General features: G+C 51.6%; 18 protein-coding genes. 5 read left to right on the top strand and 13 right to left on the bottom strand.

Annotation, left to right across the window (positions count from 1 at the left end):
* Positions 1-23: 23 nt before the first annotated feature.
* From ACN5NT_RS03870 to ACN5NT_RS03890, 5 genes are all read right to left on the bottom strand, one after another.
* Positions 24-398, bottom strand: a complete 375-nt coding sequence (locus tag ACN5NT_RS03870; RefSeq protein WP_136795271.1) for a hypothetical protein — start codon at positions 396-398, stop codon at positions 24-26.
* A gap of 13 nt (positions 399-411) precedes the next feature.
* Positions 412-1,398: a cyclic nucleotide-binding domain-containing protein gene (locus ACN5NT_RS03875; protein WP_419174561.1), complete on the bottom strand. Its 987-nt coding sequence runs from the start codon at positions 1,396-1,398 to the stop codon at positions 412-414.
* Between the two features lie 186 nt (positions 1,399-1,584).
* Positions 1,585-2,223 carry an FkbM family methyltransferase gene (locus ACN5NT_RS03880; RefSeq protein ID WP_419174562.1) on the bottom strand — a complete coding sequence of 213 codons (639 nt, stop codon included), beginning with the start codon at positions 2,221-2,223 and terminating at the stop codon, positions 1,585-1,587.
* Positions 2,220-5,111, bottom strand: a complete 2,892-nt coding sequence (locus ACN5NT_RS03885; RefSeq protein WP_419174563.1) for an AMP-binding protein — start codon at positions 5,109-5,111, stop codon at positions 2,220-2,222. Before ACN5NT_RS03885 ends, ACN5NT_RS03880 begins: the two co-directional genes overlap by 4 nt.
* A 102-nt stretch (positions 5,112-5,213) precedes the next feature.
* Positions 5,214-6,515: an MFS transporter gene (locus tag ACN5NT_RS03890; RefSeq protein WP_419174754.1), complete on the bottom strand. Its 1,302-nt coding sequence runs from the start codon at positions 6,513-6,515 to the stop codon at positions 5,214-5,216.
* Positions 6,516-6,851: 336 nt separating this feature from the next.
* Here ACN5NT_RS03890 and ACN5NT_RS03895 point away from each other — a divergent pair, with 336 nt between their 5' ends.
* Both ACN5NT_RS03895 and ACN5NT_RS03900 read left to right on the top strand, forming a co-directional pair.
* Complete coding sequence (locus ACN5NT_RS03895; protein ID WP_419174564.1) at positions 6,852-8,150, top strand: pyridoxal phosphate-dependent aminotransferase; 1,299 nt, start codon at positions 6,852-6,854, stop codon at positions 8,148-8,150.
* 117 nt (positions 8,151-8,267) lie between these two features.
* Positions 8,268-8,813: an NUDIX hydrolase gene (locus ACN5NT_RS03900; RefSeq protein ID WP_419174565.1), complete on the top strand. Its 546-nt coding sequence runs from the start codon at positions 8,268-8,270 to the stop codon at positions 8,811-8,813.
* On the opposite strand, the gene ACN5NT_RS03905 is transcribed toward ACN5NT_RS03900, so the two are convergent.
* Positions 8,814-9,596: an NRDE family protein gene (locus ACN5NT_RS03905; protein ID WP_419174566.1), complete on the bottom strand. Its 783-nt coding sequence runs from the start codon at positions 9,594-9,596 to the stop codon at positions 8,814-8,816.
* Between the two features lie 329 nt (positions 9,597-9,925).
* Between ACN5NT_RS03905 and ACN5NT_RS03910 the strand changes: the two genes are divergently transcribed.
* Positions 9,926-10,435: an NUDIX hydrolase gene (locus ACN5NT_RS03910; protein WP_136795279.1), complete on the top strand. Its 510-nt coding sequence runs from the start codon at positions 9,926-9,928 to the stop codon at positions 10,433-10,435.
* Positions 10,436-10,517: 82 nt separating this feature from the next.
* On the opposite strand, the gene ACN5NT_RS03915 is transcribed toward ACN5NT_RS03910, so the two are convergent.
* Positions 10,518-11,231 carry a FadR/GntR family transcriptional regulator gene (locus ACN5NT_RS03915; RefSeq protein ID WP_136795280.1) on the bottom strand — a complete coding sequence of 238 codons (714 nt, stop codon included), beginning with the start codon at positions 11,229-11,231 and terminating at the stop codon, positions 10,518-10,520.
* Positions 11,232-11,569: 338 nt separating this feature from the next.
* Here ACN5NT_RS03915 and ACN5NT_RS03920 point away from each other — a divergent pair, with 338 nt between their 5' ends.
* Complete coding sequence (locus ACN5NT_RS03920) at positions 11,570-13,048, top strand: SDR family oxidoreductase (protein WP_419174567.1); 1,479 nt, start codon at positions 11,570-11,572, stop codon at positions 13,046-13,048.
* A 7-nt stretch (positions 13,049-13,055) separates the two neighbouring features.
* Here ACN5NT_RS03920 and ACN5NT_RS03925 read toward each other — a convergent pair whose 3' ends face one another.
* Together ACN5NT_RS03925 and ACN5NT_RS03930 are read right to left on the bottom strand one after the other, a co-directional pair.
* Positions 13,056-13,985, bottom strand: a complete 930-nt coding sequence (locus ACN5NT_RS03925) for an MBL fold metallo-hydrolase (protein ID WP_419174568.1) — start codon at positions 13,983-13,985, stop codon at positions 13,056-13,058.
* Positions 13,986-14,036: 51 nt separating this feature from the next.
* On the bottom strand, positions 14,037-15,365 hold the full coding sequence (locus tag ACN5NT_RS03930) for an MFS transporter (RefSeq protein ID WP_419174569.1): 1,329 nt from the start codon (positions 15,363-15,365) through the stop codon (positions 14,037-14,039).
* Between the two features lie 365 nt (positions 15,366-15,730).
* Between ACN5NT_RS03930 and larA the strand changes: the two genes are divergently transcribed.
* On the top strand, positions 15,731-17,002 hold the full coding sequence (gene larA, locus ACN5NT_RS03935) for a nickel-dependent lactate racemase (RefSeq protein ID WP_419174570.1): 1,272 nt from the start codon (positions 15,731-15,733) through the stop codon (positions 17,000-17,002).
* Between the two features lie 60 nt (positions 17,003-17,062).
* Here larA and ACN5NT_RS03940 read toward each other — a convergent pair whose 3' ends face one another.
* From ACN5NT_RS03940 to ACN5NT_RS03955, 4 genes are all read right to left on the bottom strand, one after another.
* Positions 17,063-18,037, bottom strand: coding sequence for a YheT family hydrolase (locus ACN5NT_RS03940; RefSeq protein WP_419174571.1), 975 nt, complete (start codon positions 18,035-18,037; stop codon positions 17,063-17,065).
* 5 nt (positions 18,038-18,042) lie between these two features.
* Positions 18,043-18,924, bottom strand: coding sequence for a DMT family transporter (locus ACN5NT_RS03945; RefSeq protein WP_419174572.1), 882 nt, complete (start codon positions 18,922-18,924; stop codon positions 18,043-18,045).
* Positions 18,925-19,124: 200 nt separating this feature from the next.
* Positions 19,125-19,517, bottom strand: coding sequence for an OsmC family protein (locus ACN5NT_RS03950; protein ID WP_136795287.1), 393 nt, complete (start codon positions 19,515-19,517; stop codon positions 19,125-19,127).
* 254 nt (positions 19,518-19,771) lie between these two features.
* Positions 19,772-20,950, bottom strand: coding sequence for a M20 metallopeptidase family protein (locus tag ACN5NT_RS03955; RefSeq protein ID WP_419174573.1), 1,179 nt, complete (start codon positions 20,948-20,950; stop codon positions 19,772-19,774).
* Positions 20,951-20,983 lie beyond the last annotated feature (33 nt).

The raw sequence follows: 20,983 nt of genomic DNA on the forward strand, positions 1-20,983 counted from the left end.
AAGGGGAATCGGCAAACACAAGGTCAGTTCGCTTGTTTTTTACTGCCCCGATACCCCTTGTTTGAGTCCTGAAGTTCGTTGAAGCGCTCTTCAGACATAAATGACTTGAATGCAGGCATAATTATCTGGTCATGCCTACCCTCCCGGGCCAGCTCCTCGGCCTGATCCATGGCCTCACGTATCTCGCGATTGGCCTTTTTAGCCTGATATTTATCGTCATACCTGACATATGGCCGCTCTATAGAGTCTGGATTGGCCCCGTTCATCAACTGCCCGATATATGTTCTGGCATTCATCTGGTTCCTGGTGACCTTCTCCTGCCAGCCAGCAATTGCCGGAGAACTGCTGAAAATCAGCGCAGTAACCAGGACAAAAACTGTCAGGGCTATGTTTCTCATTTCCATCACCTTGCTACTTCTTTTCTATAAATATCAAAAGCTTGTCGAAGTCCTGCTCAGAGAGCATCGACTTGAAGCGAACATGCAGCATAAAATCATTGTAGTGCAGATCACTGACCCGAACAACCAGGCCAGGCAGATGCAGAATTCCCGCTCTAGTACCAGTGCTGCCCTGAAAGGCCAGATCCAGCTCGCACCCCAGGAGCATACGGGCATGGTCAGGTTGGGAACTGTGGATATCAAAGCTGACTCCGCCCAATGATATATCGACCAGAGAGCCGACGCCGTAACCATCGCCTTTCTGCAATTCATCAGTAATCAACGTGATCTTGACCCTGCCCTCCACGTTCTGTCTCTCATGGGAGCGCTTCTCAAATGAATTCTTCTTTAGTAACTCCAGAGCTCTTGAGTTTTTCTGACAGTACTCTGCAATCTTCGCATAGAGACCAGGGTGCTGATCTTCCCACCCCTCGGTATCACTTTTATTCAATACGTAGAGTTGTACGTCGCTCTGCGAGCCTACTGAAAAGGTTGGCGTGCTTAAAGAGAAGAAGGTCTCATCTCCAAGAATATCTCCACGTGAGAGTTGACCGAGCAAAATACGCTGACTTCCTCTGGTGTGAAAGAACGTTACCCGACCGCTGTCGATAAAAAGTAATCTCGTCTCCGGCTTTTCCTGCCGTATTAGAAACTTACCCTTCGGAACTGTTATCTTCCTCATGGAATGGAACAGGCAGTTTTTCTCTTCGAGGGTGAGCTGGTTGTAGAGCGTAGCCCAGATAGTCAAATGATCCTGGTCCAGCTTCCGGCTCATCTGCTCTTCGATAATTTCTGCCGAACGAACAATGGAACCCAGTTCCATCGGAAAGCGTTGCATCAGCTCTTCCCTGACGCTTCGGGCTCTGGCGAATTGTCCTTCCTGTGCCAGCGTTCTTACGCTTTCCACAAGTGACTCAGGCGTCTGTAAACCAATACTGCCTTTTTTCCTTAGCTCGGTCATCGTCTCACCCGTTTTGTTTATAACTTCAGCAATAGTTGCTCCTACCACAAGTTAAAACCAGACTCCCGCTTAAAATCAAAGTACCAGGAAATTGACAATGAGACTCGTATTAAAATTTAATTACCTATTAATTACAGTTTCTTCAACCCACCAGGCAGACACCGGAAGATGACAGTTGTGACTGTATCAGATCCCCAGGCAGTTCTCATTTTTATAAAAAAATGATGTGCACCATCCCCGGGTACTCAGGGCCCCCAGCCCCCAAAAGTCCAAGCGCTTAAACCCTGTCTCAGCCATTATCTGATAACCGGACTGATAGTGCTCTCTATCGCTGTTATCGACAATGACCACTCCTCTATCACGCAGGGCACCAAGCCCGTTTTCCATACAGGCAACCCGTTTTCTGCCATCCAACACCAGGATATCAAAGCTGTCCCTGTAGCATAAAATTTCCTCCTGGTAATCACTGTCCCCCCCTTTATAACGCCTCAGCAGATAGGTAACATTGTCTGGTACCAGTCGCCGATACCTGGCATACCACTCTTTGTCATGCTCACAACTCACCACCCTTTTCACCCGTTTACTCCACCAAAGCGTCGAATTACCGCTTCCATATTCAAAGATCTCCATCTCCGACTCTAACCTGGGTGCAAGAAACTCAATTGCAGGATAGGTGAGCCACGGTATCGGATCGCCCCTGCAGTCGACCACCTCTCCACCTTCCATTGAACGGAGCCAGCCAGTGGATTCCAGGTAGCCCGGCTCCCTGGCAAAATGCAACACCGTTTCGGCCACAGCGCTCTCCTCACTATTCTTGGCACTCAAATCTTCCGCTCCTCTACTGGTTTTTTTCCACCCTCGCTTTTCACCTGCCGCAGAGATCTGTACTCACCCGAAAGATCGGGTTCCCCAAGCCGGGTCAGAATTTTATGGCGGGTCATGTTCTTCAGTTCTATCGCCCCCTGCCAACCCTTTTGCTCCGTTGTACAACTGCTGCAAATAGTGATCCGGATAATGCCACGCCTTGGAAACCAGGATCCTCCCCGCAATATATTTCGGGTACCACTAATGACTATGGGAATAATCGGCAGCCGTTCTTCACTGGCCAGCACGAAAGCACCAAGCTGAAAAGGCAACAAACCCGGCATTCGCTGCAAGGTTCCCTCGGCAAAAAACAGCGGCCTGCTCCCTTTATGAATTGCCTCACCAATCGCCCGGGCATCCGCCACCCCCTTTTCCGCATCAAAACGCTCGACCAGATGCACCTCCAGCTTCTTTAAAGCCGGACTCAGAAACCAATTCCGGCCAAGTTCCGCCTTGCCTACAAAATTGCACGGCTGAGGCAGTATACCGGTCAAGACAATTGAATCGATATAGCTGGTGTGGTTACTGACCAGAATGAATCTCCCACCGTCAGGCCAATTTTCACCACCGACCAGGTTAGCCTGTATTCCTGTAATTTTAAGCATAAACCGTACCGCAGAGGACGCCACCTTCCAGGCGGGTCTGCCCGCCGGCACGACCATAATCGCACACCACACCGCCGCTCCAACCAGACACAGACTCAACCAGCAGTAACAGGCAAAGGCTGTGGCGACCATTCTCCTGCCGAGACGCCGCATTGTCGGCACTACTCCAGCCAGGGCCATACGCAATAATTGTAACCAGACCGCAGCCTTTTTCTGCCCGACATGACCACTCTCATAGAGCATGCGACACGCTGCCCTGCGTATCTTGCCACTTGAGGTTTTTAATACCGTCCCCGGACCTGCTATCACAATTTCATCCGGCGGCAATCCAAGCAGATCCATGGTGGCGGAAACGATATCTTTCTTCATTCTCAGCAATTCACCATCTTCTTTAAGGCGCGATTCAGTCAACACCACCAGCCGATCCGGACTGTCGCTGCTGTCCCGGGTGGCAAACACCGCAGTGCAGCCTTTACGGATCCCGTCAATTTCACCGATAACTTCCTCGAGTTCGTGGGGATAAATATTTCTACCAGCGCGAATAATGATATCTTTCTGCCTGCTGGTGAGATAAATCTCCCCTCGCACCATATAAGCCAGGTCCCCTGTTTCCAGCCATTCCCCGCAAAAGAGTTTTCTATTCTGCTCCGCATTTCGATAATAGCCACCGGTTGAAGACGGCCCCTTGAATTGCAGACGTCCCTCCTGCCGCTCCGGCAATTCCCTGTCGTCACTATCCACAACCCGCAACTGATGGCCAGGCAATGGTCTGCCGCAGCAGACGAACTCCAGAGCATCACCGGTCTCATCTGCAACCGTTTCCGCCATCCCGATTGAAGTGAAACAGTTCCGGTCCACCCTGTCGATCCGCATCCCCGTTCCGGGTTCAGGAAAGGCAAGACCGACAGTGGATTCAGCCAGGCCATACACCGGCGCCATAGCATTGGCCGAAAATCCGTATGGTGCAAATCTATCGACAAACTTTCTCAGCGTCGCCGGCAGCACAGGCTCAGCCCCATTAAAAGCTAGCCGCCAGCTTGAGAGATCAAGCCCCGCCAGATCTTCGTTGGCAATGCGGGTGGCGCAGATCTCAAAACCAAAGTTGGGGGAAGCCGAGAGCGTTCCTCCATATTTTTCTATTGTACGTAACCACCGAACAGGCCGGGCCAGAAAAGCCAGAGGTGACATAACCACCAGCCGGCAACCATGGCACATCGAGCCGAACCAGGCGCCGATCAACCCCATATCATGGTACAGAGGCAGCCAACTGACGAACCTGTCGCTGGTGGTGACCCTGCAGACCTTGCCCATGGCAGCTATATTGGCCAGCAGATTGCCATGCGTCAGCACAACCCCCTTCGGGTCACCTGTAGAGCCGGACGTATACTGGATAAAGGCGATATCTTCTCTCTGCGGCTCCCAGAATATCCCGGAAGAACCACTCGCCAGCTCACCGGCAACAACGATTTTTGCCAGTTCAGGAACCTGGCTTTTCAACAGTCTGCCCACCGCCCTCACTTCCGGCACGGTGATGAGTATCCTGGCTCCTGCATTGGCAAGAATCCGACGGTGACGACGTACATGCTCCTCTATCTGGGTAGGCCGGGCCGGCGGATAAAGCGGCACCGGTATACCACCAGCAAGCATCACGCCCATAAAACAGTAAAAATACTCGGCACTGGTTGGCAGCATTATAGCCACAGTGTCACCCCGCTCCAGCCCCGACCCATGCAATCCGGCGGCAACGCGCATGGCCTCTTGCCACAAGCGGAGGTAACTGATGTGAAACTCCCGGTCATCTTCAAGCAGGGTGATATGTTCAATTTCAGGCTGCGTCCGGGCATAGCTGTAAAGCACCTCCGGCAGGCTTGCGGCTGCTGAAAAGTTGAGCATATGCCGTTTATCCGAAGCTCTACTTTCCACCCCGGCTGAGACTTGGGCAATTTCACTTGCCATGGCCGAGACTGCAGAATCAGGGCGACTGTCTGCCATACTTCGCAGAGAGCGTAAGAGGTCCCTGGGCGTTTGTGCCGAGGCCAGTACTTTTTCCGGGAAATGAATCGAAAATTCTCTTTCAAGCCGTGTCAGCAGTTCCATTCTGGCCAGACTGTCGAGCCCGAGTTCACGGTCCAGTTCGGAATCGAGAGTAATTTTCAACTCTGAGGTTCCGGCCGGATGAATTTCCCCTACCAAGGCGGTAACTATTCCGAGCAATGTGGACTGTATGGAATCGGTATCATTCATGATGAATTTTAGCACATCCCATAATCTGCAGGCAAACAGATGCTACGCAACTTCGCGCACCTTTCCCTGAGAAAATTCTTGGTAAAACAGTCTATTATGCGATTACTTCGCGGGCACTTTTTTCAACAACCAGCCACCGATAAGAAAGAGCAGCAGAATACTCAGCACGCCCCATCTGGTTTCACCTGTCAGACGCCCCACCACGCCCATGAGCAACGGACCGGTGATAGCCGCAAATTTGCCGAATACATTATAAAAGCCAAAATATTCAGCACTTTTTTCGGCAGGGATAAGTTTTGCATAATAACTGCGGCTCAGCGCCTGAATCCCTCCCATGGATGAGGCGACCAGAAAGGCGATCAACCAGAACAAGGTACTCTTCACCGTAATATTTTCCACAGATGGCAGGGAAAAGCCAATGAGGGTGGCCAGGCTGAAAAGACCGATACCCGCCAGCAACATCGTTTTTGTGGTGAAGCGATTCGCCAGTTTACCGAAAATAAGGGCACAGGGAAATGCAACTATCTGGATGAAGAGCAGAACTGCAATCAGCATCACCACCCCGAAACCCAGGTCCCTGCCATAGGCCGTGGACATGGAGATAATGGTACCCACCCCATCGATGTAAAAGAAATAGGCCGCCAGAAAGAGAAACACCTGCCGGTGCTGCCGAACATGATGCAACGTCTGCCAGAGCCTGGTGAATGCGTCACGTACAGGTTTTGCGGATGGTTCTATGCCATGTGTCTGCTGCACATTTTTCAACATCGGCAAAGAAAATAGGAGCCACCAAAGCGCCACCACCACAAAACCGGTCTTCACGTGCAGCGTCGGCAACCCATCTGCCATACCACCGTAAAGAATCAGACCGGTCACCACCAAAAATGGAACCACGCTGCCGATATATCCCCAACCATACCCTTTGGCCGAGACGACATCCATTCGCTCCCGGGTCGTAACATCTGTTATAAATGCATCGTAAAAGATGTTGGCCCCGGCCCAGCCTACTCTGGCGACCACAAAAATCGCCAGGCAAAGTAACCATTGTCCGGCCTGGGGAATGGTCAAGGCCAGGGTGGAGCATATACCGACCAGCAGGAATCCTGTAAAATAGAGCTTTTTACGGCGGTGGTAATCGGCCAGTGCCCCAAGCATCGGCGCCAGGATTGCCAGAATCAGCGATGCCGTCGAATTGGCGAACCCCCAGTTCGCGGTGGAGATGGCTGCAGGTAGATCCTGTGCGGCATAGTCCTTAAAAAAAATAGGCATAATCGCCGTCACCATAACCAGCACAAAGGCAGAGTTGCCGACATCGTACTGAACCCAGCTTCGCTCTGTTCTGGTCATTGTCGTTGTGCTCTTCACCTGCGTCAGGCTCCTTTTTTTTGAGAAACGCTCACACATCCTGCCGTCGTGGTGCTGCATGCCCGATATATCGTCTATATCCAACCAGTAACTATTCAATATTGCCAGGAACTTTATCACAGCTAAATGATTCAGGCAATTTTCCTTGATGCGTGTGGTGGAAACCTCTACCTGACAAACGTCAACTTCCTGGAATAATAGTGTGCAACACTGACCCAATATAATCAAACACCCCAAGCTGCTCCGAAGCGTTAATTCTTGCATCGCGAGGTCGACAATTTCCTTTATGCTCCATATACTCTGCAACGAGTGGGGGCATCATCGGGTGGATTGCATGATGTTCCGCGTTGTTCCTCCAGCTCTTCGGAGTAGATCATGAATGCACAACTGGATAGATATATCCATGAGGTTCACCTCAACCTCAACGTCCGCGGTCTCGGTATTTCCCCCACCCTGGCCATCAATGAACTGAGCAGGAGCCTGGTAGAAAATGGCAGGAGTGTCTTTAAACTTGGCCTCGGCCAATCACCGTTTCCTGTGCCGGAGCCGGTGGTCCAGGCCCTGCGTGATAACGCTCACCAGAAAGATTATCTGTCAGTACATGGGCTTGAACAACTTCGCAAGGCCATCGCCACCTACTTCAACAATCGTCATGGGCTGCACGCAGACTGGCGGAGTATCCTGATTGCTCCAGGTTCCAAAGAGCTGATGTTCCTGCTGCAACTTGCCTATTATGGCGATCTGATTATTCCGATCCCGAGCTGGGTGAGCTATGCGCCCCAGGCGCACATCGTTGGCCGGCCCGTTCGTTGGATTAAGACCAGCAGGGAAAATGGCTGGCTTATCACCCCTGAAGATCTTGAACGGATCTGCTGCAGCGATCCGACCAAACCTCGCGTCGTGGTACTCAACTATCCAAACAACCCCACCGGCAGGACATACTCAGAACAGATGTTGCAAGAGCTGGCGGCGATCGCCAGAAAATACCACGTAATCCTGCTGTCAGATGAGATCTATGGCGAGCTGAATTTTTCCGGAAACTACTCTTCCGTTGCCAGATATTATCCGGAAGGGACCATCATCAGCAGCGGCCTCTCCAAGTGGTGCGGCGCCGGCGGCTGGCGACTTGGCCTGTTTACGTTCCCCGATGAACTGGACTGGCTCAGGCAGGGAATGGCTGCTGTCGCCAGCGAGACCTACACCTCCACCAGCGCCCCCATCCAATACGCAGCTGTGCATGCTTTTGACGGGGGAAAATGGCTGGAATCGTATCTTAAAAACAGTCGCAGAATTCTTGCCGCTCTGGCAGAATATAGCCGGCAAAGACTCGAAAAGGCAGGAGTCCTGGTGGAGAAAGCACAAGGCGGCTTTTATCTCTTCCCTGATTTCTCCCAGACTAATCTGCTTGACAGGAGATCGTTCAATTCCTCCGAGGAATTCTGCAACAGTCTGCTGCAGGAAACCGGTGTTGCCATTCTGCCAGGCTCCGCCTTTGGCCTGAACGGTGATAATATCCTGGCCAGACTTGCCTTTGTAGATTTTGACGGTGCCCGGACACTCCAGGCACTCGCCGACCTCACCGACGAAGCAGAACTGGATGAAGCCTTTCTTGTCACCTATTGCGAACGGGTCACCACCGGAGTAGAGAGAATATGCGATTGGTTGCACTCCTGAACCAAAGTACTACCCTGCCACGCTGTTGCGCTGATCTTTCAACCAAAATTTGTTACAATTCCCACAGATAAAAACACGCCTTCTCTATTCACCACCGCTGTCTCAGGAATTTACAGCATGAACTTCTGTTCCCATTGCGGCCACAAGGTAATCCAGAGCGTCCCGAACGGCGATGACCGCTCTCGTTTCGTCTGCCCCAACTGCGGGACGATCCATTACCAGAACCCAAAACTGGTGGTGGGCTGCATTCCCGAGTGGCAGGGAAATATCCTGCTCTGTAAAAGAAATATTGAACCCCGGCTGGGGTTCTGGACACTACCGGCCGGGTACCTGGAAAATGGGGAAAGCGCCAGAGAAGGTGCTATCCGTGAAACCTACGAGGAAACCTGCGCCAGGGTCAATGACCTGAAGGCCTACTTTCTCGCCGACCTGATCTCGATCAATCAGCTCTACCTGATGTTTCGCTGCAGCCTGGTGCGCCCTGATTTCAGAGCAACAGCCGAAAGCATAGAAGTGCGGTTATTCAGCGAGGAGGAAATCCCCTGGAACCAGATTGCCTTTCCTGTCATCCACACAGTACTCAAAAGCTATCTGGATGATCGCGCGCAGAATTCATTTCCCTTTCGCAATCAACGCCTGACCCAGATAATGCATTCAGATTGATCATTTTGGTTTGACAACAACAGAATGACTCACTTCACCGACGTTGCTCCAGCCATCGACTGAATGTTCAAAGCTCTTTTCGGTGAAAAAGATGTCATCGTTATAATCAATCAAGAGTACAGAGGAAGAGCGGGTGCCATAATTGCCACTATGGATAAAAAGTGAGCCAAGCAGTCGCTCCCAATCAAGTCCCACTCCGGTATCCGGCAACTGCTCATCCGGGGGGTGCACGTTGTTTGTCAGAGCAACAAAGAATTGCTCCCTGTCGGGCAGCGCAGTTGCGGCCAGGAGATTCTTCAACAAACGTTTGCCGAGGGTCACTTTAGGCCATGCCGTATCAAGCAGATGGTTGGAAAGCCCGTAGAGACCCGGACCAAGTCGCCTGCTTTTCATGGTTACATTGGAAAAGTAGCAAAGTTCCTTGCTATCTCCCAAAAGCAGGTTGAACGGATTATAGCGTGAAGACGTTTCAGCAAACCCGGCCAGAAATAATGAAGGACTTTGCCCGGAGCGAAGGTAATCGAGCACTATCTCGCCGCGGGACGGCGCCGCCGCCAGTTGACATGTGGGATCACGGTAATTGGTAATGGCCCCGACGCGGCCATCGCCGCCTGTCACCAGCCAGCTTCCACCTGCTTTCAGGTCCCGGCCACCAAGAATGTTCTCACCTGGGAAGTTATAGCCAAGAGGGGCCGTTGGACGATCGAGGAACTCATCCCGGTTGGCGGCAAAAATCAACTTGAATCCCGGATGATATTTATAGGCGAAGAGAATAAGGCACATGATTTACTCATCCTTCCGGATGCCGGAAACGGCCATTCAGCCCGGTTTCAGCTTCCCGACCGGCAGCTGAAACATGGGTACCGAAGCCCCTGTGATATGTTGCATTTTTCAGCACAGCGGTTACTGTACAATTGGTACCGTAAGCATCCAGGGCACATTTTTCATGAACATTGTGCCAAAGTAACGAAGGTATCGGTTTAGATGAGCGGTTCAGGCAATTATTGGTGATTGTTTAATTTTCACAACACCCGCAATGTTCTCTGAAACTGCCGTGAAAAGAATCCTCCGGGCTATGTTTTCATGATAACCATCAGGACAGGCTTGACACTATGTCATCAACACCAGCTGCAGCAGTCGCGATAATACGGGTTAGCGAGCCCATAGACAGCTTTCTCCTGCTGCGCCGCACCACGAATCCGCACGACCCATGGTCTGGCCATTTCTCATTCCCCGGGGGGCGCTGCGAGCCCGAAGACCGGCACCTGCTCGCAACCTGTATACGTGAAACCCATGAAGAGACCGGGATTTGCCTCTCTAAGGAGCTTGTCCAGGCAGAACTGACAGCAGCGTATGCCGGCAGCCGCACCGACTCAAGAATCCTGGTGCAACCTTACCTTTTTCAGCTGCAGACCCGCCCGAAACTCAAGCTTGATCCCCGGGAAATCCAGAGTTACCGCTGGCTCGATGCCACCATGTTTCAAAACAGGGCACTCCATGTAAAAGCCGAGGTACTCCCTGATCATTATTTTCCCGCCTTACCACTGGATGACTACTATCTCTGGGGCTTTACCTACAGGCTGATCAGCGAGGTGTTGGCCGCGGAAGAGATTTACAATTAGTCAGGTGGTGACAGTACAAATCACAAAAACACCCGACCGCAGTCTATTTCGCAAACCATCCTGTTTCAAAAAACACGCTGAGCTATTCGCTGCCAACAGTCTCTTTTAAGAAACTTCGCAGAAAAGTAATGTGCTGGAGCATATACCGGCTGGCACTGCCGCCGTCATTGCATTTGATGGCATCTAAAATCTTAAAATGCTGCTGGTCGATAATTTCGAGATTATTGTTCTTTTCATAGAGCATCACGTGCAACTTGTTAATGCCATGGAACATATAGTCATAAAAGCGGCGGGTCAGATCGACGTGAACAGAGTTGTGCGTGGCATAGGCGATCCCCATATGAAATTTCATATCCGCCTCTTTTGCCATCTCCCGATCCTGATGCATCTCGTTCATCTCGCAAAAAGCAGCTTCCAGAAGAGCGATGTCCATCTCGTTGGCCCGCTCCGCAGCCAACGCTACTCCCTGGCACTCCAGGCCAATGCGCACCTCCATGAGTTCATCCAGCGAAGACTGGTTAGGTGACATGGTATAGGCCAGCGGATTATTCAGGTCCCTCGCCCTGGGAAGTTTGACGAAGGTCCCGTGCCCGGCCCTATGTGCCACATACCCCATATCCACAAGTCTGCCGATTGCCTTTCGCACCGAAGACCGGCTCACCAGCATAACCTCGGCAAGTTCTCTCTCCGAGGGCAATTTATCCCCAATCTTCAATTCTCCCCGGTAAATGGATTCCCGAAGTTGTTCAAAAACCAGGTCTGATATCTGCTGTTTTTTTACTGGTGAAAAGCCCATGAAATTCTATATAAAACCGGCACCCGTAACCTGTCTCGAACGTGCTGCGGATTCCGCAAGACAAACCAGGCCAAAGATGACATAAGTAATAAATTTGAGTTGTTACCTTCCGAAATGGGTCAAGGGGAAATTGTTGCAGTTCTGCCCATGCCTGCGGTTTTGCCAACGTATCAACAATACCTGAATCTCTGAGAATTACAAGCTCACCGCCAGCGGCAATCACTCTTAGTCACAGCTATTTGCTACAATCAGCTAATCTGCTTACAATCATATAAGTATGCATTTTTCCACGGCGCTCAGCTGAATGCAGTCAACCATCGATAGGAGCGAAGTCAGTAATGGCCAATTCCCCCGCGAAACATAACATACTCATCACCGGCGCCACCGGCTATATCGGTCGCCGTTTGATGCGCAGATTGATTCGTCTACCCAACCTCAACGTTCGTGTCCTGGTGAGAAACAGATATAAGCTCCAGGCGCTGGTCCTGGATAAAATTGAAATCGCAGAAGGGGACACCTTAAAACCAGAGAGTCTGGTACGTGCACTTGAAAATATAGACACTGCCTTTTACCTCATCCATTCCATGGGCTCCGACTCTGACTACCAGCAATTGGATCGCGAGAGTGCCGAGAATTTCAGATCAGCCTGTGTCGCGGCCGGTGTCCGCCGAATCGTCTACCTGGGCGGTCTGGGAGTCAGTGAAACTGCCAGCAAACACCTTCTCAGCCGCATCGAAACAGGCGAAATTCTGTCAAAGGAGCCTGAAAAAATACAGACTATCTGGTTCAGGGCCGGCGTTATCATCGGCTCCGGGAGTGCCAGCTTTGAAATAATCCGTAACCTTGTTCAGAAACTTCCAGCAATGATCACCCCCAAATGGGTGAAAACCTATACCCAACCGGTTGGTATAGATGATGTCATCGAGTATCTGACCGCTTCCATCAATCTTCAAGTCCACGAAAACCTTGTCATTGACATTGGTACCGAGACCTTGAGTTTTAAAGAGATGATGCACCAGGCCGCAGAAGTGATGGGATTGAAGCGTGCTATGATCCCGGTGCCCGTGCTCAGCCCGAGACTTTCCTCCTACTGGCTTATTCTTTTTACTCCCGTACCCCTGAAGATCGCCGCAGAATTGGTTGAAGGGCTCAAAAGCGAGACGGTAGTGCAAAACGATAACGCCGGCAGGTACTTCCCAGAGATAACTCCGGCCAGCTATAAGCAGACTGTTCGCCAGGCAATAGACGAACTTGAGAAGAACCAGGTGGTGAGTCGCTGGTGTGACAGCAGCGGCAATGAAGCCTGTGACATCAAGGACTTTGATATCGCACCCGGCGCCATCCTCCGCGATATCCGCGAAGTACCTCTGGAAGGTACGCCCGCCGATCTGGTCTTCGAAAGCGCCTGCTCACTTGGCGGGGAACATGGCTGGTACCGTTACACCATACTCTGGAAAATGCGCGGCCTGATGGATAAACTCTCAGGCGGCTACGGGTTAAACCGCGGCAGAAGGATCAGCGGTGAGGTACGTATTGGTGACGCCATTGATTTCTGGCAGGTCGCAGACGTAAAGCACAACAAGCGGCTGTTGCTTTACGCCCAGATGAAAGTGCCGGGAAAAGCCTGGCTTGAGTTTGACATTCAGCCCAACATGTTGATCCAGACGGCTCACTTTCTGCCACGAGGTGTTTGGGGTCGGTTGTATTGGTACGCGGTCCTGCCCCTGCACTATTTCGTTTTCAGCGACCTCTCCCGAAAACTGGTACTCCGTGCCCGCCAGGAGCATAAGCAACGAACCGCCCAACCCTCGTCATAACAGCTCATCAGCTCTTGTGCCGTGCAAACCAGATAGCCAGTCCCTGCGCATTCAGTACCAGATCGTCCCGTAAAAATGTGGCCAGGTCGATATCTCTTTCCACCCCGTCGAGATAGGTGGCATAGGCGGACTGCAGCAGCTCAGTGAGGCCTTCGATTATCAGGCTCGAATCGCCCCCCTTATCCCGGGCCAGCGCGGCATGATCCACGACCAGTTTTTTCAAGCTCTCCACCGATTGAGCATCTGCGGCAACAGGGCCAAAGTGGGTCAGATAAAGGGTTTCCGGCTTCATTTCCATAACCCGCTCGATGGAGGCAACCATCGCCTCCGCCTCAAAAGCCGACGGGCTGGTGGTACAGATCAGAAATGGCCTTTTCCCTTCAAGCTGGAGTTGCGGATAGGCCAGACCGAAAGCATCGCCGGTGAATACTCCGCCACTCTTCTCATCCCAGACGCAGAAATGATGACGCGCATGGCCGGGAGTATCAATAAAGAGCAGCTGGCGACCATTGAAATCAAGCTGAAACCCATCACCGGCCTCAATGATTCGCTCTTTGGCAATAGGTCTGACCTCACCATACAGGCTATCAAACTTTTGCTGCCCGTAAACTTCAACGGCTGCCGCCATGAGTTTTTCCGGATTCACCATGTGACGGGCTCCTTTCGGATGTACCACCAGTCGTGCCCGGGGAAACATCTCCATGAGCTTTCCCGCGCCACCTGCGTGATCCAGATGAATATGGGTAACAATCACATACAGAACATCCGCTGCCGTGAGACCTCCATCAGCTAAAGCTGCCAACAGACGATCAGCTGAGCGGGTCGTCCCCACATCGATGAAGGCCGCCTTGCCATTTTCCACTACCATGTGGCTGGCGGCAAAGCCTTCTCGCAAATAACCTGTGTCGACGGTGTAAACACCTGTACTCTCTTTCATAAGCTCAATATTCCCTGCACTGATACATGAAGCATGCCAGATTTTTTCTGGTCAATTGCATATATTTTTATCATCTTCACCAGACTTGTTGAAAGCGATGTTACGGCAATTGGTCTCCTGCACCCAAAAGGACGAAAGTAAACCAAACACAAGAAAAGCCAGCATCATCAGCAAGCCGCTGCGATAATCAATGTTGCTGTACACCCGAACACCATTGTCGATAGTGCCGTCCCAGGTCCGATCAGCAAGCCAGCCGAACAACGGCTGGATCACCGTTGCCCCCACAAAACAGCCCGCATTGGAAATGCTTACCGCTATTCCTGAAAACTCGGGGTGTATAACCTCCTTTGCACTTGCAAAGGTAATTACGAATGAAGCCCCGGCAAACCCCAGGCAGCCAAAGAGCATCATGCCCGCCAAACCCGGCGTCCAATTCGCATATATCAGCACTATCCAGCAGAAGATGTAGGCTATGAGCCCGCCGATCAGCACCGATTTTCTCTTGCCGATCCGGTCTGAAAACCAACCGAAAAATAATGCTCCCAAAGCAAATGCGACCAGCATGGTAGTCATGTAGTTTGCGGCCTCCGGGCGACTGAGACCATGCACATCCCGAAGATACGGCACTCCCCAAAGCCCCATAAAGGCGTAGATGGAACCCGTTACGCCAAGCTGCACCCAGAAACATGGCCAGATCCTGCCAACACTCAGCACCTGTATCAGGTTCTGCCACCAACTCCGGGTATCGACCTGCCCTGTTACGGAGGGAACTACAGGATTGGGTGAGACAAAGCCCATATCCTCCGGCTTATTGCGCACAATAAGAAAACCGATCACAGACAATACCAGGGAGAAAATACCGATACCAATAAAAATGGTTCGCCATTCCAGAAATGTAAGCGCCATGGAAAGCGGGCCTGCTGCCGTTACTGAACCGAGATTACCTATAAGCAGAGTCACTCCGCTCATCAGCCCGAAAACCCTGGCAGGAAACCAGACAGCATTATTTTTCATAATACTTACAAATACAACCGATACCCCTAATCCAACCAGAAACCTGCCGACACAGGCCATCTCGAACGAACCGGCCAGGGCAAACACAATGGATCCTAACCCGGCGGCAAGGTTGCCACCAACAATAGACGTTCTCGTTCCCAGCGTATCGGCAAGCACCCCGGAAGGGAGTTGCATAACGGCATAGACCATGAAATATATGGCGGACAGGCTACCAAGCCGGGCACCCGTCGCCTGAAAATCAGCCATCAGGTACTCAGAGACCACGGCCGGTGCCATGCGATGAAAATAGACCAGAATATAGGTAAGTATCAGAACCAGGAAAATAGACCAGCGGGCAGTCTCAAACTTCATGTCACGAGCCATGACACTCTACTCCTTGCAAGGCGACTATAGAAAGGAAACAGGCAGGGTGGTGGATATTGCCTGGGCGCACGCGACCGGTGCACCTCTGATCGGGACATATGCGAACCTGTCCGGACAGTCGGAAAAACAGCGAACAAAATTTTATAAACTATTCCAAAACTTGACGCAAACCTATTCCCCATGGAGCATGGAAATTGTTTATCTCAGCCACCGTCCATGCCAAACGGCTTAAAACTACAACTGTTAGCGGAACCTTCAACCGGTCATAAGTCTACTCCCACTTCACTTCGCCGGCCCTTTTCAGCTATCCTGTAAAGAGAGATCCATTACGTGCATCCCCTTCATTTTTTGCTGAGAGGTACTACATGAAAGTAGAATTCCCCTGTGATAACGACCAAATCGCCCTCGAACTCCCTGAAACTGTAAAGATTATTCAAACAAGCGAATTCCTGACTGAAAATTATCCTGAACATGCTGTTTCCAGTGCCCTCGAAAGCCCCATTGGCACACCGGCTTTAAGTGAGTTAGCCAGAACCCGCTCCAGCGCCTGTATTGTTATCTCCGATATTACCCGGCCGGTCCCCAACAAGATCATATTGCCGCCCATCCTGAAAACCCTTGAAGAGAGCGGTATTGAACGGCAGAACATCACCATTCTCATCGCCACCGGCATGCATAGACCGAATCTTGGTGATGAACTGGAATCGATGATAGGGGCGGACATTATGAACAGCTACCGTGTCGTCAACCACTATTGTCAGAAGCAGGATGAACTCAAGGAGATAACCAGGATCGACGATGCACCGATTGAAATCAACACCCACTACCTGGACGCCGACCTGAAAATCCTCACCGGACTGATCGAACCCCATTTCTATGCCGGATTCTCCGGGAGCCGCAAGTCAATCCTGCCTGGTATTGCCAGCTTCGACACCATGAAATTTATGCATTCCTATAAAGTCATCAGCCAGCTCGAAGGGGCCAACTGCAGGCTCGACAACAACCTGTTCCACCAGTACGCCATGGAAGTAACACAAAAAGCCGGTGTGGATTTCATAGTCAATGTGGTGATCAACAAGATGCGGGAACTGTGCGGGGTTTTTGCAGGGCATTTTGAACAGGCACACCTTGCCGGCTGCGAGATGGTCAAGGATCACGCAGTGGTGGAGCTGGACCAGAAAGTTGACCTCGTTATCACCTCGGCCGGGGGCTATCCACTCGACTCCACCTACTACCAGGTGAGCAAATGTTTGATCAGCGCCATGGATATCCTCAACAAAGGCGGTACAATCGTGGTCTTCTGCGGCTGCAGGGAAGGACTCGGCAGTGAGGAGTTCTGCACTATCATGCGCAGCAATCCAACCCCTGAGGATTTCAGAAAGCATCACAGTCAACCTGATAATTTTGTTATAGACCAGTGGTGCGCTCAGAATATCTACCAGGCTCTTGACCATGCCGGTCAGGTCTATATCTACTCGCCTGGCTTAAGCGATGAAGATGTAGCCAGATTCAGCGGGAAAAAGCTGGCAGATGCCGCAGAATGTCAAGCCGTGGTGAAAGAGCTGTTGACAACCCACAAGCGGGTTGTCGCCATTCCTGAAGGGCCTTACGTGGTCGGCAAAGTGGTAGGGAGTTAGGTGACAGGTGTGAGGAGTTGGACGGTGGACGGCGGACGGTGAGTGTAGCTTTGATAATGGCTATATGTCATTATCCTCTAAGAATTTAGCCGCCCGTGCCTCAGACCAGTAGACTTCGCCCGGTTGCATAAAGCCGACATGACCGCCATATGAAGGAATCTCCAGATGGAGATAGGTCGAAGCTTCAGCTTCTTTAACCGGGTAACAGGAATCGGCCAGAAAAGGATCGTCTTTTGCCTGCACCAGGAGCGTTGGCACCTTGATCGAAGGTAAGAACTGCAGGGAGGCACACTTGGTATAATAGTCCCTGGCATCTTTAAACCCGTGGATCGGTGCCGTGTACTTATCATCAAAGGGCAAAAAGGTTCGCATCCCGGCAAGTCCCTGGGTATCCAGGATATCGGGAAACATCTGCGCCTTTATCCTCACCTTCTCCCGCAAGCCCTTCATAAAATACTCCATATACAGACGGTTCTCTAATCGATCCAGCCGCCTGGAGGCATTGGCCAGGTCACACGGCACGGAAAAAGTAACTGCCGCCACGACCTCTGTCGGCACCTTAGCCGGATCTTCGCCAAGATATTTCAGGGTCTGGTTACCACCCATACTGAAGCCGATCAGTGCAGCTTTCTTATAGCCGCCGGTTTGCAATGTGTGGCAGAGCACGGTATGCAGGTCATCCGTAACCCCGGAATGGTAGAACCTGGGCAAGAGATTAGGTTCCCCTGAACAGCCCCGGAAATTGAGGCAGACCACATCCCAGCCCTGCGAGTTGAGATGCCTGGCCATCCCCAGCGGATATTTTTTTCTGGAGTTACCCTCAAGGCCATGACTGACGACAACAACCCGCTCTGCGTATCCCTGGCCCGCCAGATGCCAGTCTATATCCAAAAAATCACCATCAGGAGTGTCGATGCGCTGCCTGCGGCAACCGCCTGCCTGCATCTTTCTTAACAGGGTCGGATACAGAGTCTGCACGTGGCCATAGATAAAGGGAAACGGCGGCTGATATGAAGGTACAGTTCCAATCGGCATAATAGTTATTCCCCTGGGCTGACTTTAAAGGTCGTCATGGCAATTCCGGTAAAAATCAGGGCAATTCCCTGAAGATGATAGCTGTATATTTTCTCACCTAAAAACAGCACCGCCAGGATGGCACTGAACACCGGCATCAGGTGAATAAACGGCCCCGCCTTGTTGGCGCCGACATCACGTACCGCCCGGTTCCAGAAAATATAGGCCAGGATCGAGGCAAAGAGTGCCACATAGACAATAGTGGCTACAGAACCGGGAGTCACGCTCATCACCTTGCCGCTGGCCATCTCATAGAGATAGAGCGGCAGCAGCACAACCAGGCCTACCATTACGATTCCCGACTGGTAGGCAAGCGGGTGCAGCCCTTGGGGATACCGTTTCAGGTTTGCCGAATAGAGCGCCCAGATCACTGCTGCCACCAGCATATACAAATCGCCCCGGTTAAAACTCACCTGCAGCAGATGGGCCAGCTCGCCATGGGCTATGATCAACACCACGCCGGTAAGCGATACGAGCACACCGAAGCACTGGCGCACACTCATTATCTCCTTATATAGTACCCAGGAGCAGACCGCGATCAAGACCGGAATGGAGGAATTAACCAGAACCGCGTTGATCGCGGTGGTGGTCTGCATGGCCAGATAGACCATGGTATTGAACCCCCCCACACCCAAAATCCCCTGCAGGATAATAAAACGCGAATGCGTGCGGGCAAGTTCCCGTTGCCGCCAGAGATGGACTACAGCAAAAGAGAGCAGAATCAAAAGAGCGGTCATCCAGCGCCAGAATGCGAGGGTAAACGGCGGAATTTCCGTGTGCATTCCCCGGCTGATGACGAAATTACCAGACCAGAACAGCGTCGTTAACACCAACAACACGTATGACATAACAACCTGCTAATATAATGAGAAGAAATGGCTTCTGCCAGCGAAAGGGAAAATTGATCAGAGGTATCTCGGAAATTGCTATTTTTGTTCAGGCCAAGGACTTGAGAGAAAATTAAGCGGAGCGATATGAACAGATATTGCAAGCAGTAATTTTCTCTCTATAGCGCTGAGCTGGGCCCAAAGAGCATTTCCAACCGGTTTTACACCACAGTGATATCAAACTCCGGCGGATTCAGTATATGCTGCTTGACCACACACTGGTCCATGGCCCGTAAAATCGCAGAATGGTATTTCTCGGGAAAACCCTCCGGCAGGGTCAACTCCAGATTCATTTTTGGGTACCGTTTTTGTTCCTTATCCCATTCATACTTCATATTCACCTTCATGCCGGTGGTATCTATCTCGCGGGCACGACAGAACTTTAAGGCAAAATATCCAGCGCAGGTGGCAATCGAGCTGGCAAACAGCACAAAAGGAGAAGGCGCACTCCCGTCACCACCCGATTTTTCTGGCTGATCGGTTTCGATGACAAAATCACCGATTTTAGCTTCAACTTTCAGATTACCGGGAAAACATACCTCGATCTCACTCATTATCGCGACTCCTTGATTCTTCTTTACAGTCGGCTGCAGCGGCATAGGACACGATGCCACCTCAGCGATTAGATACGTAGCACAAAATGGTTGAGCAAACCATTGAAACTACCACTTTCATCCACGTATTTCACGAATAGAGATAGTCTGTTTATGGAATTTTGGAGGTTAACCGGGTTTTTCATCGGCTTTGGTCTACAGCGACTGCAACAAATGCTTTCCGGGTTTCGGCTCAACGCGCTGCAGAAGACTGGTTAACGCACCGCATATCTCCTGGCAATTTCGCATAACATCCTGATAGCGGTGGGGATGGCTTCATCGTTGAAATCGAATTGAGGGTGATGCAGGGAAGGAAGGGGATCTCCCTTTGGCTGCAGACCGAGCCAGAAAAAAGCTCCCGCCACTTCGCCCAGATAAAACGAGAAATCCTCTGCCCCCATGGAGGGAGGATAATTACGGATTATTTTTCTGCCCGGCAAAAAGGATGAAGCAATCTCAGCCACATAAACTGCCTCTCCGGGGTCGTTTTCCAAGAGCGGATATCCTCCATAAAACTCGATATCAGCCGAAGCTCCATGGGCGGCGGCGGTCTGCTCCACCAGCTCCTTCAACCTTCTCTCCAGTAGCTTGCGGTTCTTGTTGGAAAGCGCCCGCAGGGTTCCCTCGAGTACCACCTTCTCCGGTATCACATTCGGTGCGGTTGATCCGGTAAACTTGGGGATGGTTATCAGCGCAGGTTCCAGAGGACTTACATTCCTGGTTATAATCGACTGTACCGCGCAGATGATCTGGCTGCCGATCACCACCGGATCAATACCACGGTGCGGGGAAGCTGCATGACAGCCACGCCCATTGATAGTGATGGTGAAATATTTACTAGCTGCCATCATGGCCCCGGGGTTTAGGCCAACACTCCCCAACGGGAGAGCGGTTGTGCCATGCAGACCGTAAACCACGTCAACTTTTGGATCTTCCAGGCAGCCCTCGTCAATCATAACCCTGGCACCACCCTTATTTTCCTCTGCCGGCTGGAAGATGAATTTAACAGGGCCGGCCAGGTCGTCTACACACTCGGCCAGAACCATCGCGGCCCCAAGCAGGCAGGCTGTATGGCCATCATGTCCGCAGGCATGCATCAAACCGTCTTTTACCGAGGCATGGTCGATGCTGCTCTCCTCCTGCATCCTGAGGCAGTCCATATCGGCCCGAAGCCCGACACAGGGCCCGCTTTTGTCGCGCCCCAGAGTTGCCACGATCCCGGTACCGGCCACATCGGTGCGTACTTCCATGCCACCTATAGCACCAAGCCTGGTGGCAATGCGGGCTGCGGTTTCATGTTCTTCGAATGCGGGCTCAGGGTGCTTATGCAGCTCTCTTCTAAACTCCCGGATTGCTGGAGTAATATCTTCTATCAAACGTCTGAAATCTGTCATTGATCTTCTCATAAGTAGTCTGAGTTTTTGGCA

It is taken from the genome of Desulfosediminicola sp. (genome assembly GCF_048381775.1).
In the GTDB taxonomy this organism is placed as follows: Bacteria; Desulfobacterota; Desulfobulbia; order Desulfobulbales; family Desulfocapsaceae; genus Desulfopila; species Desulfopila ganghwensis.

Bases quoted from the DNA above. Each gene is read 5' to 3' on its own strand.
- ACN5NT_RS03920 (WP_419174567.1), top strand. From the start codon at position 11,570: ATGGCCAATTCCCCCGCGAAACATAACATACTCATCACCGGCGCCACC.
- ACN5NT_RS03910 (WP_136795279.1), top strand. From the start codon at position 9,926: ATGTCATCAACACCAGCTGCAGCAGTCGCGATAATACGGGTTAGCGAG.
- ACN5NT_RS03875 (WP_419174561.1), bottom strand. From the start codon at position 1,398: ATGACCGAGCTAAGGAAAAAAGGCAGTATTGGTTTACAGACGCCTGAG.
- ACN5NT_RS03925 (WP_419174568.1), bottom strand. From the start codon at position 13,985: ATGAAAGAGAGTACAGGTGTTTACACCGTCGACACAGGTTATTTGCGA.
- ACN5NT_RS03905 (WP_419174566.1), bottom strand. From the start codon at position 9,596: ATGTGCCTTATTCTCTTCGCCTATAAATATCATCCGGGATTCAAGTTG.
- ACN5NT_RS03885 (WP_419174563.1), bottom strand. From the start codon at position 5,111: ATGAATGATACCGATTCCATACAGTCCACATTGCTCGGAATAGTTACC.
- ACN5NT_RS03950 (WP_136795287.1), bottom strand. From the start codon at position 19,517: ATGAGTGAGATCGAGGTATGTTTTCCCGGTAATCTGAAAGTTGAAGCT.
- ACN5NT_RS03955 (WP_419174573.1), bottom strand. From the start codon at position 20,950: ATGACAGATTTCAGACGTTTGATAGAAGATATTACTCCAGCAATCCGG.
- ACN5NT_RS03945 (WP_419174572.1), bottom strand. From the start codon at position 18,924: ATGTCATACGTGTTGTTGGTGTTAACGACGCTGTTCTGGTCTGGTAAT.
- ACN5NT_RS03915 (WP_136795280.1), bottom strand. From the start codon at position 11,231: ATGGGCTTTTCACCAGTAAAAAAACAGCAGATATCAGACCTGGTTTTT.
- ACN5NT_RS03940 (WP_419174571.1), bottom strand. From the start codon at position 18,037: ATGCCGATTGGAACTGTACCTTCATATCAGCCGCCGTTTCCCTTTATC.
- ACN5NT_RS03895 (WP_419174564.1), top strand. From the start codon at position 6,852: ATGAATGCACAACTGGATAGATATATCCATGAGGTTCACCTCAACCTC.
- ACN5NT_RS03890 (WP_419174754.1), bottom strand. From the start codon at position 6,515: ATGTGTGAGCGTTTCTCAAAAAAAAGGAGCCTGACGCAGGTGAAGAGC.
- ACN5NT_RS03900 (WP_419174565.1), top strand. From the start codon at position 8,268: ATGAACTTCTGTTCCCATTGCGGCCACAAGGTAATCCAGAGCGTCCCG.
- ACN5NT_RS03930 (WP_419174569.1), bottom strand. From the start codon at position 15,365: ATGGCTCGTGACATGAAGTTTGAGACTGCCCGCTGGTCTATTTTCCTG.
- larA (WP_419174570.1), top strand. From the start codon at position 15,731: ATGAAAGTAGAATTCCCCTGTGATAACGACCAAATCGCCCTCGAACTC.
- ACN5NT_RS03870 (WP_136795271.1), bottom strand. From the start codon at position 398: ATGAGAAACATAGCCCTGACAGTTTTTGTCCTGGTTACTGCGCTGATT.